The following is an 11696-nucleotide window of genomic DNA, read 5'->3' as shown; positions in this document are numbered from 1 at the left end:
ACGCCGCCAGCGTTCATCCTGAGCCAGGATCAAACTCTCAATAATAATTTGACCTGCTCAGATACTATCGTTATCTTTAATATCTGGCTTTATATGGTTTGTTTCTTGTTTTCTTATAAATTAACCTACTGTTTAATTTTCAATGTTCTTTTTGTACCCGCGTCGAGTACATGTATTATAATATCACCTAATAATAATTTGGTCAACTATTTTTTTGCATTTTTTTATATTTTTTTTACTTTTCTCTTTATATTCTTTACTATATGGCTATTTATCAGTATTTATTCCTTTTTTCTATACTTAATAAGCTTTTTAAATTAATTATTAAAATTCAACTATAAAAACACTTTGACTGCCTCTTGTTCGGAGACAGTCAAAGTATTTTTATAATTTTTCTAACTATATAATAAACATCGCTACTATAGTTGTTACTATAAGTCCTATCATAACTGGTTTGAAGTTTCTCTTTGCTAGTTCTATTGGATCTACACCACATATTGCAGCAGCAGATATCAATCCCCACGGAACTAGACATCCTCCTCCAACCCATATTCCTGCAATTTGACCTAAAGCCGCCAAAGCACCTACGCTTGCATTTATTGCTGTTCCAAATACAGATGCCAATGAACCCACTAATGATATTCCAGAAAATCCTGATCCATCTAACCCTGTTATGGCTCCAACTACTGTTTGAATTCCAGCTACTGCTACTTTATTTAACGGAACAGTGTTTGATATAGCCATACCTATATCAGATAAAAGTCCTCCTGATCCTTGAGCCAATACTGGACCAAAAACATTTGTAAGCGGATCTACTTCCCCCATATAGAAGAATGCAGCTATTGGAATTATAGCTCCAAATATTTTTATACCAAATACAAAACCATCTATTATATTTTCACATACTTTATCAAAACTATCTCTTCCGTAGTTCATAATGTCTATCAAAATAATTAAAAATACAGCAGTTCCACCCAAAAGCGCAGACGCCTCCCCACCTTTAAGGTCGAAAATATACATCGCAGCTATATCTAGAATAAATCCTGCTCCTACCATTAATGTAGCTAATTTAGCTTTTAAATTGAATTTTTTATTTTGAATGTTTTTTGTATTTATAACTTCATCTAAAAACCTTCCTTGTTTTAAATCTCTTTTTAAAGTATAAAAAGCTATAGAAATTGTCACTACAGCCATAACCCAAAATAGCATCATACCATCATTGATTACATCTGACACTTCAACTCCCGCTGCCCCTGAAGTAATGCTAGGAGCACCTTGAATAAAGAAATCAGTAGATAAAGCTAAGCCATGCCCAAATAAATTTAGAGCTACAGCTACACCAATAGCAGGTAAACCCGCCCTGATAGCAACTGGTAAAAATATAGCTCCCACAAGCGCTACTGCTGGTGTCGGCCAGAAAAACCAAGACAAAATCAACATAACTCCACCGGTTACGAAAAACGCGGAAGTTGGATTTTTAATTACTTTAGAAAACGGTTTAACCATATACTCAATAGAATCATTCTCTTCAAGCGCCTTCGATAAAGCTACCATGATAGCTATAATAAGTATAATTGGCCCTAACTCATTTAAAGATATTATAAAAGAATTAAACACTGCCCCTATAGCTCCAAATACAGTTTTATTATAAAAAACTCCTAGTGAGAACACCCCTAATATACAAGGAACTACGGTATCTTTTTTTAATATCATAGTGACTAAAATAATAAAAATAAACAAAATATAAATATAGTGTGCTGCCGTCAAAGCCATATATATGTCTCCTTTACGAATACAAAAGATAATATATTATATGGCTCTATTGACTGTTTGTTACAGCACACTATATCAGTAGTATATAAAATATTAAGCATTATCTTTTCAATTTAAAGTATTGAATCATTGAAAAATAACCTTAAAAACTTATGTCTTAAATTGTAATGTAATAATTATATTTTAAAGCTATATTTCAAAATTAAAACTACATTAATAAAAATCTATTATTAAGAGTCATTATTAAAATTCCATTAAATATGGGTTCAATTAATCCATCAAATTGTATTCATTATAAAGTGGATATTTCTCAGTTAGGCCTACAACTAATCTCTGAGCATTTGCTTCATCATTATTAGTTATACATAAATCAATTGCTTCAGCAATAACTATCATATCTTCTTCTTTCATTCCCCTTGTTGTAACTGCAGGTGTCCCTATTCTAACTCCACTTGTTACAAATGGCCCATTTGGGTCGAAAGGTATCGTATTTTTATTTACAGTAATATATGCCTCATCTAATCTCTTTTCTGCCTCTTTCCCTGTAATATTCTTATTAGTTAAATCTAATAAAACAAGGTGGTTGTCAGTTCCTCCAGAAACAAGATCAAATCCTCTATTTTTTAATTCTTCTGCTAGAACTTTAGCATTTTTAACTACTTGCTTTTGATAATCTTTAAATTCATCACTTAGAGCTTCTTTAAAACACACAGCTTTAGATGCAATTATATGTTCAAGTGGGCCGCCCTGTATTCCTGGGAATATAGCCTTATCTATTGCCTTAGCATATTCTTCCTTACATAGTATAGCTCCACCACGAGGACCTCTTAGAGTTTTATGAGTAGTTGTAGTTACAAAATCAGCTACTTCACATGGATTTTGGTGAAGGTCAGCTGCTACAAGACCAGCTATATGAGCCATATCTACCATAAGAAGTGCTCCTACCTCATCAGCTATTTCTTTAAATATCTTAAAATCTATTTCTCTTGGGTACGCACTTGCTCCAGCCACAATCATTTTCGGCTTTACTTCGTGTGCAACCTTTCTTACATTATCAAAGTCTATTGTTCCACCATCAGTTGTTACCCCGTATTCATGAAAATCAAAATACTGTCCTGAAATACTCACCTTAGCTCCGTGAGTTAGGTGACCACCTTGAGATAAGTTCATCCCCATTACTACATCACCTGGTTTTAACATTGCAAAGTATACACCTAAATTGGCATTAGCTCCTGAATGCGGTTGAACATTTGCATGTTCAGCCCCAAATATTTTTTTAAGTCTTTCTATAGCTATTGTTTCTATTTCATCTATGTATTCACAGCCACCATAGTATCTTTTACCTGAGTAGCCTTCTGCATACTTATTGGTTAAATGACTCCCCATGGTTTCCATGACCGGTAATGAGACTATATTTTCAGAGGCGATCAATTCTATATTACGTTGTTGCCTCGTAAGTTCTTTTCTCATACTAGCATAAATTTCTTGATCCATTTTTTTTAAATTTTCAAACATGTTGTTACCCCCTAAAATATAGTCTTATTTTTTTATATTTAATAATTTTTGTGCTATCAATATGATAACAAATTATTAATAAATGATTATAGTGTTTAAGTAGAGAATAGTCAAGTATTTTTTATTTTTTGTTTAAATTAAAATAATAAGTACAAAATAATAAAAGGCTTTTAAACGTTTTATTATCAACAATAAACGGCTACTTAAATATGTCAAATGATTATTGAAAAAAAATAAAATATTTTTTTTAATAATAGCTATTAAATGTGTACATAAATTTGATATAATCTCAATATCATAACTTTTTATTGGAGGTGCATTATGGGGCAAAAAAATATTCAAAGCCAGAAAAAAGATGTACTCAAGGTTGCTTTATTCGTTGGCGAACTAATGATGAAAAACGGTGCAGAAACCTACCGTGTCGAAGATAGTTTACTTAGAATATGTAAATCTAGAGGGTTTAATCATGTCAATGTCTTTACAACCCCTACTGTAGTTATCATTTCTGATGAAAAATTTGATGGGTTATCTTTTATGAAGACTATTGATTTTAGAGGAATAAACTTAAATAAAATTTCTCTCCTTAATGAATTTTCTAGAGAATTTGTAAGCAATAAAGATTACGATACTAAGAGTGCTATTTCTAGACTTTACGAAATTCAAAATTTAAAACCGTATCCTCTACCTATTTACTATACATTTACAGGACTCGGATCTGCATGCTTTGCTTGTTTGCTTGGCGGGAATAATATTTTAAACTTTATGCTAACATTTATAATAGCTATATGTGCGGCTATTAATTACAATCAAATAATGAGACTAAGTTCTATAACAGTTTTTTCATGTTTAGTTACTTCTTTCCTAATTGCCGTCTCCGGGGTGTTGTTATCAGAAATAGGTATACTTGGAGATCCCAAGATGCTTATAGTTGGATCGATAATGCCATTGTTACCAGGAGTCGCCTTTATAAAGGCGATAAGGGATCTAATTTCAGGAAATCTACTCTCAGGGATTTCGAGAGCGTTCGATGCAGCAATGATAATAATATCAATAGCTGCCGGAGTAGGTTTTGTACTTAATATGTGGTACAAAATAGGAGGTATCTTATAATGACTGATATGCCAATAATTTTGCATTTTATGTTTTCAGGACTTGCAACCGTTGGTTTTGCAGTCTTTTTTAATACCCCAGCACGTCTATTAGCTCCTGCTGGTATAACTGGAGGGGTCGGTTGGATTGTGTATATATATTTATTTAATCTTTCTGCAAGTACTGCATTTGCTGGATTTATTGCAGGAGCATTTGTTTCCTTGTGCAGTGAAGTACTCGCCAGAAAGATGAAACAACCAGCTATAGTATTTGTAATTCCAGGAATACTGCCACTTATACCCGGTATAGGACTTTACAATACGATGTTATACATGATTCAAAAAAATTACTCCATGTCGATTACAAAAGGAACTGATGCAATATTTTTAAGTGCTGCAATAGCTCTTGGAGTTCTTGTAATAACATCACTTGTAAGAACAATGAATATAGTTAGATCGAGACAAATAGCGGAAAGAAAACAGAAAAAACTAGCACAAGAAGCCATAAATGCAGCAAATTCATCAGAAATCAACCCACAAATTAACGATCAATACGAATGTGAAAGCAGCTCAATCAACAAAAAGGCTGAGCCTAATTTAGACTACGAATACGAGGTTTTAAGTCAAAAATCAGATTCTAATACTTGCTATGACGATGATGACTACAACAACATACCTAGCATAGATTTTGATTTAGACGACTTAGACCCTAAACCAAGAAATTAATATAAAAAGAGAACCTACTTGATTAAGATAAATATCTATAATCCAGCAGGTTCTCTTTTTATATTTGGTTTTAATTATATTCAATTTACTACTTTAGCTTTGATTACACATTAGCCAAACTCAATTATTGATGCAGTCTATTATAAATCAATTAGTATTCTAGTTACTATCGGAATATAATTTCTGCTATCCTTAAATTTCTTATCATTTGCCCTCATCCAAAAATAAGATGCAAGAGTCAGTGTGAGACCTACAACAGCGCTAACTATCTCTACATTACCAGCAAAACCTAAGGCATTTAACCCATAATAAGTACCAATTGTCCCTACAAGTAAAGCAATTAAAGGAAGCACATAAACTATAGCAGTCGCTTTTATAACGTTTATATTCTCCATATTCACTTCAACATGATCTCCAACTTTTGCACCATAAGTATTATCCACTTCAACAAGTATCTCCTTGCTCTCTGATGAAACTGTAGCACACTTTCCACAATGAGCACATGCTGAATGTTTTTGCATTTGAACCTTTGCAGTTACCTCATCGACAATCTCAACAATAAATCCACTTTGATTCATTACAACTCCCCCTTACTTCGTAAACTTATTAATAGTATCCATAAGCTCACCTATTGTTTTCTCTGTCTCTAAATAATCATCGTGTTTGATACTCTCTATAACACAACCTTTAATATGATTTTCAAGAAGTATTGTACCAACCTTATTTATCGCAGATCTAACAGCTGAAATTTGGACAAGTATATCGACACAGTATCTTTCGTCTTCAACCATTTTTTCAATGCCCTTTACCTGTCCCTCTATTTTTTTAAGCCTCTTAGACAGGGCATCCTTATTATTTACTTGAGATAATTTTTTTTCTTCCATAAATTCACCTCATACTAAATTTATTCTAGCTTATTTAGCCCTTCTTATACTCATTATATCCGTTTTTACAATTCTGACACCTAAAAGATTGGCCCAGCAAATTGATCTATCCAATCGGGTGAGGCGACAATCATAATCGTACCTATAATTTTGCCTTGGAGCCGAACCCAATGAATTGATTAATTTTGCGGCAACAATTTTATTCCTAATTCTTCAAGTTGCTTATCTTCAGCACGTGTTGGTGCATTTGTCATTGGGCAAACTGCATTTTGATTTTTAGGGAACGCTATTACTTCTCTTATATTATTCTCTTTAGTAAGCAACATAACTAATCTATCTAAACCAAGAGCGATTCCTGCGTGAGGAGGTGCTCCGTATTTAAACGCTTCAATAAAGTATCCGAATCTTTCTTCAACAGTATCTTCTGAAAGTCCAAGAGCTTTAAACATTCTCTTTTGTACTTCGGAATCAGAAATTCTAACACTTCCTCCACCTAACTCGTATCCATTTACTACTATGTCGTAAGCTTTAGCTCTTAGAGAAGCTTTGTCTTCTTGCTCTATTTTGTCTAAGTCTTCATCAAGTGGCGCTGTAAACGGATGGTGCATTGATGCAAATGCCCCTGTTTCTTCGTCTTCTTCAAATATTGGGAACTCTGTTACCCAAAGTAATTCAAATTTATCTTTGTCTTGAAGTCCTAATCTATTTGCTGCTTCTAGTCTAACTTGTCCTAGTGCATCGAATACTACAGAGTTTTTATCTGCTACAAATAACAGTAAATCCCCTACCTTAGCATCCATTCTCTCTACTATATTGTTTAACTCTTCTTCTGTAAAGAACTTAGCAATCGGCGAAGTTACTCCTTCATCAGTTATCTTCATCCATGCAAGCCCTTTAGCTTTATATGTTTTAGCGTGATCTTCTAGAGATGTAATTTGTTTTCTAGTAAAATCGTCTGCGTGTCCTTTTACATTTATTCCTCTTACGCTATTTCCTGGTTTAGTTGCATCTGCAAATACTTTAAATCCGCAGTCTGCTACTATATCAGATATATTTACAAGTTCGAATCCAAATCTTAGGTCTGGTTTATCTGAACCGTATTTTTCCATAGCTTCAGCGTACTTCATTTGTCTAATTGGAAGTTTGATATCTACTCCAACAGTTTCTTCAAATATTTCTTTTAACATGCCTTCCATCATTGCAATAACATCGTCTTGCTCAACAAAAGACATCTCGCAGTCTATTTGAGTAAACTCGGGTTGTCTATCAGCTCTTAAGTCCTCATCTCTGAAACACTTAACTATTTGGAAGTATTTATCCATTCCTGATAACATAAGTAATTGCTTAAGTAATTGTGGAGATTGTGGTAACCCATAGAATCTACCTTGGTTAACTCTACTCGGCACTAAGTAATCTCTAGCTCCTTCTGGTGTTGGATTTATTAAAAATGGAGTCTCTATTTCGCAAAATCCATCATTTGATAAATAACGTCTAACTATGTTAGTAACTTTATGTCTAATCATTAAGTTATTTTGCATATGAGGTTTTCTAAGATCTAAATATCTGTACTTTAATCTTAGAGCTTCTGAAACATCATCATCATCTTTTATATAAATTGGAGGAGTCTCTGATTTGTTAAGTATTCTAAGCTCTGTAGCAAAAACCTCAATATTTCCTGTAGGCATATTTGGATTTTTAGATTGTCTCTCAGAAATTTTTCCCTTAATTGCTATTACATATTCAGATCCTAATTTTTCAGATTTTTCGAATGCTTCTTTATCTACATCTACGTCAAATACTATTTGACAGATTCCGCTTCTATCTCTTAAATCTGTAAAAACTAGTCCACCTAGATTTCTCTTTTTTTGCACCCATCCCATAAGTATAACTTCTTCGTCTATATTAGCTTCTCTCAATTCACCGCAGTAATGAGTTCGCTTTAATCCATTTAACGTTTCCAAATCTATACCTCCATTTATTATATTTCGTCATTTTATTACTCGATCATAATTATTAAAAATAACATTTCGCAATCGATATGTCAATATAGGGCGATTGTTATTACTATTGAGAATCGGCTCTATATCATATATTTGAACTGATTCTCAAACTAATTCTTAAACTGATTTTTAGCCTAACGTTCAGTCTAACTTTTAAACTTACTTTCAAACTAATTTTTATAAATCTTTAAAATTGACTTTTTAAAGTTCATTTATAAAACAGCTTTTAGCTCTTCGACTAAATTACTTAGTTTTACAGTTTTTTGCTCAGATGTCTCCATATTTTTAAGAGTTGCTGAATCATTTTCCAATTCATCATCGCCTATTACCACTGTGAACTTAGATTTTATTTTATCCGAGTACTTAAACTGAGCCTTAACACTTCTGTCTATATGATCTTTATCAGAGCTTATGTAGTTTACTCTAAGTTCTTTTAACAATCCAAAACTCTTAACTTTAGCCTTGTCACCTATCGTAACAATAAAAATATCTGTAGAATTAGGATCTTCTATTTCGATGTTATTGCTCTCTAATGTAAGGAGAAGTCTCTCTACTCCTAAAGCAAAACCAATACCGCTAGTTCCCTTTGGACCTCCGATTTGCTCAACAAGTCCGTCGTATCTACCGCCGCCACAAACTGTGCTCTGTGCTCCTATATCGTTTGATATAATCTCAAATGCAGTTTTTCTGTAGTAGTCAAGCCCTCTAACTATTTTCTTATCTATCTCAAAATTAATATCCATTTCATTTAAATAAGTCTGTAATGTTGAGAAGTGATCTTCACACTCTTCACATAAGTTGTCTACAATAAAAGGTACATCCTTTAAATTTTCCTGACAAGTAGGGTTCTTACAGTCTATAACCCTCATTGGGTTCTTTTCCATTCTCTCATTACAAGTCTCGCAAAGAACATCAGCTTTCGATCTCAAAAATTCCATTAACTTTTTATTGTAAGTTTCTCTACAGACTGGACATCCGACAGAATTTATACTTACAACTAGATCTTTAAGCCCTAATTCACTGAAGAATTGAACTGATAGAGATATTACTTCAGCATCCAGCGAAGGTGTGTCACTTCCAATAGCCTCTACACCAAACTGATGGAACTGTCTTTGTCTACCTGCTTGAGGTCTTTCGTATCTAAAACACGGGGTTATATAAAATAACTTCGTAGGTTGTGTTTCACTGTATAGTTTATTTTCGATGAACGCTCTAACAGCACCCGCTGTTCCTTCTGGTTTTAGTGTTAAATTTCTATCGCCTTTATCTGTAAAAGAGTACATCTCTTTTTGTACTATATCTGTAGTATCGCCTACACTTCTTTCAAATAGCTCAGTGTGCTCAAATATCGGAGTTCTCATTTCTTCGTATCCGTATAGAGCACAGATGTCTCTAAAATGTTTTTCTAAGTAAGTCCATTTATAAACTTCCTTTGGTGTTATGTCTTTTGTTCCTCTAGGAGCTTTTGTTAACATTTTTGTATACCTCCTTCTCTTTTCTGTGTGTCATTTCTTCAACTCTATCTATATAGTGTTCAACGTTTTTAACATTTTCAACTCTCTCGATTCTATTTTCATCATTGTAAACAAATTTAGATATCGATCCAGCGCCTAGCGCGTAGTTGCTCTGTTTTTCTTCCATTACTTGAATGTTGTATATACATTCGTATCCATCCTTAGCATAACCTATATTTTCTAAATTTCCTACCATATGTTTCTGTCTGTACATATAGTATGGATTTAATCCCATTTCATAAGCGTACTTCATCGATAAGTCTATCATCTTGATGACTTCTTTATCGTGAGTCAATTTATCTTTGTACTTGTCCATATTTATTTTTAAGTTAGATGCTCTTTTAATCGCCATTGTGTGGACAGTTAAGCTTTCTGGTGATAATTTTTCGATTTCTTCCAGAGTATTTCTAACCATTTCTAAATCTTCATCTATAAGACCTAGGATTATATCCATATTTATATTGTCAAATCCCATCTCTCTAGCCATGTAAAAACATTCCCTTATTTCCTCTACCTTGTGCTCTCTTCCTATTTTAACTAGTGTTTCATCGTTCATTGTCTGTGGATTAATGCTTATCCTACTAACATTATGCTTCTTTAAGACTTCTAGCTTCTCTCTCGTTATTGTATCTGGTCTACCAGCTTCTACTGTAAATTCAAGGATTTTAGATAAGTCTAACTCGCTAAATAGAGCGTTTATAAGCTTATCCATTTCCTCTGCGCTTAGAGTAGTTGGAGTACCTCCTCCAATATAAAGAGTCTCTATCTCTTTGCCAGTGTTTTTTATTAAAATTGACACTGCTTTAATTTCTTCGATCAACTTATCCACATACACACTTTTTAGATGACCGAAATCAGCTAGTGAATTTGAAGGAAATGAACAGTAAAGACATCTAGTTGGGCAAAATGGAATACTTAGATATAGGGAGATTTTATTTTCATCTATTGGATAAATAAAAGTTCTCTCTTTTTTTGCAATGTTTAAACAAAGATCTATTTTATCATCACTTATAAAATAATTTTCTTTAAGGTTTTCTTTAATTTGAGACTCTGAAAATCCTTCACTCAACAAATTATGAACGACCTTAACTGGTCTAATACCAGTCAAAATCCCCCATGGAACGTACACATCGTATAATTCTTTAAGTACCACATAAAAACTTCTCTTTACGGTCTCTTTACAGGATTTTTTAGCTATCATTTGATCTTCTTTCGATAAGGATTTAAATATATCCTTTATTAAATTCCCATCTTCTAAATCAACTTGATCAAAGTTTAGTTTTCTATAAATTTCAAGACTATTTCTTTCTTTATGTTCAAAAATTACTTCGCCATCTCTATAGCATTTGACCTCTGATGACAATGTATCGCCTTCTAGTGAAAGCGAATTTATCATCAGAGATCTGTTTTCTTCTTTTTTATCATTTGTTATATTTTCAATCTTATCTTCTTCTATACTATCTATAAAATTTAAATCATGAGTAAACATCTTGATTAACTCAGCGACTTCGTATTTATAGTCATGACCTTTTAGTAAAACGTCTAACATATCAACAACTCCCTAGTTTTAGACTATCTAAGATAAGGATTACTTTGTTTTTCTATACCAAGTGTACTTGCTGGACCGTGACCAGGATATACTCTAACATTATCTTCATATTTACAAAGTTTCTTTAAGCTCTTCTCCATAGACTTGTAGTCCCCACCAAATAGGTCAGTTCTACCTATACTACCTGCAAAAAGTGTATCCCCAGTTATCATATCATCGCCAAATCTTATACACATTCCTCCTGGAGTATGACCAGGAGTATGTATAAATCTCATGTTTAGATTTCCTAACTTCAAAGTATCTTTGTCGTCGACATATATATCTGCATCGAACTCTTGAGCTCCACATTTCATTCTAGAACTTAAATTCTTATCTTTATCATTTAACATTTCTTTTTCATTTTTATTTGCTACTACTTTCGCACCAGTCTTAGTTTTTATTTCCATAACGTATCCAATATGATCTCCATGACCATGAGTTAAAACTATATACTCAAGGTCTAGATCGTTTTTCTTTATATAATTGTATATATTTTCCAAGCTTCCGCCTGGGTCTACTACCATACATTTATTAGTATCGTCATCACTTACTACATAACTATTAACTCCACAGTAATCATCAACAAATTTTTCCATTTTCATTTCGAA

The 11696-nt window shown here is 33.0% G+C and carries 10 protein-coding genes; 2 read left to right on the top strand and 8 right to left on the bottom strand.

Translation table 11 applies throughout. From position 1 onward, the window contains the following. Positions 1-399 precede the first annotated feature (399 nt). On the bottom strand, positions 400-1773 hold the full coding sequence (locus tag J2Z43_RS08440) for a hypothetical protein (RefSeq protein ID WP_209456769.1): 1374 nt from the start codon (positions 1771-1773) through the stop codon (positions 400-402). 270 nt (positions 1774-2043) lie between these two features. Then, positions 2044-3288: a serine hydroxymethyltransferase gene (locus tag J2Z43_RS08435; protein ID WP_209456768.1), complete on the bottom strand. Its 1245-nt coding sequence runs from the start codon at positions 3286-3288 to the stop codon at positions 2044-2046. 321 nt (positions 3289-3609) lie between these two features. Here J2Z43_RS08435 and J2Z43_RS08430 point away from each other — a divergent pair, with 321 nt between their 5' ends. Both J2Z43_RS08430 and J2Z43_RS08425 read left to right on the top strand, forming a co-directional pair. Beyond that, positions 3610-4398, top strand: coding sequence for a threonine/serine exporter family protein (locus J2Z43_RS08430; protein ID WP_027701409.1), 789 nt, complete (start codon positions 3610-3612; stop codon positions 4396-4398). Continuing rightward, positions 4398-5102 (top strand): threonine/serine exporter family protein, encoded by a 705-nt coding sequence (locus tag J2Z43_RS08425; RefSeq protein WP_209456767.1) that lies wholly within the window; start codon positions 4398-4400, stop codon positions 5100-5102. Before J2Z43_RS08430 ends, J2Z43_RS08425 begins: the two co-directional genes overlap by 1 nt. A 140-nt stretch (positions 5103-5242) precedes the next feature. On the opposite strand, the gene J2Z43_RS08420 is transcribed toward J2Z43_RS08425, so the two are convergent. The 6 genes from J2Z43_RS08420 to J2Z43_RS08395 form a co-directional block, all read right to left on the bottom strand. Then, the gene (locus J2Z43_RS08420; protein ID WP_209456766.1) at positions 5243-5680 is read right to left on the bottom strand and encodes a SoxR reducing system RseC family protein; all 438 of its coding nucleotides are present in this window, start codon (positions 5678-5680) and stop codon (positions 5243-5245) included. Positions 5681-5692: 12 nt separating this feature from the next. After that, positions 5693-5986 carry a metal-sensitive transcriptional regulator gene (locus tag J2Z43_RS08415; protein WP_027701407.1) on the bottom strand — a complete coding sequence of 98 codons (294 nt, stop codon included), beginning with the start codon at positions 5984-5986 and terminating at the stop codon, positions 5693-5695. A gap of 179 nt (positions 5987-6165) precedes the next feature. After that, positions 6166-7947: an aspartate--tRNA ligase gene (gene aspS / locus J2Z43_RS08410; protein ID WP_209456765.1), complete on the bottom strand. Its 1782-nt coding sequence runs from the start codon at positions 7945-7947 to the stop codon at positions 6166-6168. Between the two features lie 251 nt (positions 7948-8198). After that, positions 8199-9461, bottom strand: coding sequence for a histidine--tRNA ligase (gene hisS / locus J2Z43_RS08405; protein ID WP_209456764.1), 1263 nt, complete (start codon positions 9459-9461; stop codon positions 8199-8201). Next, entirely contained in the window at positions 9442-11049 is a 1608-nt protein-coding gene (gene hemZ, locus J2Z43_RS08400) for a coproporphyrinogen dehydrogenase HemZ (RefSeq protein ID WP_209456763.1), read from the bottom strand. The genes hisS and hemZ overlap by 20 nt, the downstream gene beginning before the upstream one ends. Positions 11050-11072: 23 nt before the next feature. Then, on the bottom strand, positions 11073-11690 hold the full coding sequence (locus tag J2Z43_RS08395) for an MBL fold metallo-hydrolase (RefSeq protein ID WP_209456762.1): 618 nt from the start codon (positions 11688-11690) through the stop codon (positions 11073-11075). Positions 11691-11696: the final 6 nt, after the last annotated feature.

It is taken from the genome of Metaclostridioides mangenotii (assembly GCF_017873185.1).
GTDB lineage: Bacteria > Bacillota > Clostridia > Peptostreptococcales > Peptostreptococcaceae > Metaclostridioides > Metaclostridioides mangenotii.
The sequence above is the reverse complement of the archived record's forward strand: the minus strand, read 5'-3'. Positions and strand labels throughout refer to the sequence as shown.

Excerpts from the sequence above, each read along its gene's own strand:
- J2Z43_RS08440 (WP_209456769.1), bottom strand. The coding sequence starts at position 1,773 with ATGGCTTTGACGGCAGCACACTATATTTATATTTTGTTTATTTTTATT.
- J2Z43_RS08435 (WP_209456768.1), bottom strand. The coding sequence starts at position 3,288 with ATGTTTGAAAATTTAAAAAAAATGGATCAAGAAATTTATGCTAGTATG.
- J2Z43_RS08430 (WP_027701409.1), top strand. The coding sequence starts at position 3,610 with ATGGGGCAAAAAAATATTCAAAGCCAGAAAAAAGATGTACTCAAGGTT.
- J2Z43_RS08425 (WP_209456767.1), top strand. The coding sequence starts at position 4,398 with ATGACTGATATGCCAATAATTTTGCATTTTATGTTTTCAGGACTTGCA.
- J2Z43_RS08420 (WP_209456766.1), bottom strand. The coding sequence starts at position 5,680 with ATGAATCAAAGTGGATTTATTGTTGAGATTGTCGATGAGGTAACTGCA.
- J2Z43_RS08415 (WP_027701407.1), bottom strand. The coding sequence starts at position 5,986 with ATGGAAGAAAAAAAATTATCTCAAGTAAATAATAAGGATGCCCTGTCT.
- hisS (WP_209456764.1), bottom strand. The coding sequence starts at position 9,461 with ATGTTAACAAAAGCTCCTAGAGGAACAAAAGACATAACACCAAAGGAA.
- hemZ (WP_209456763.1), bottom strand. The coding sequence starts at position 11,049 with ATGTTAGACGTTTTACTAAAAGGTCATGACTATAAATACGAAGTCGCT.
- J2Z43_RS08395 (WP_209456762.1), bottom strand. The coding sequence starts at position 11,690 with ATGAAAATGGAAAAATTTGTTGATGATTACTGTGGAGTTAATAGTTAT.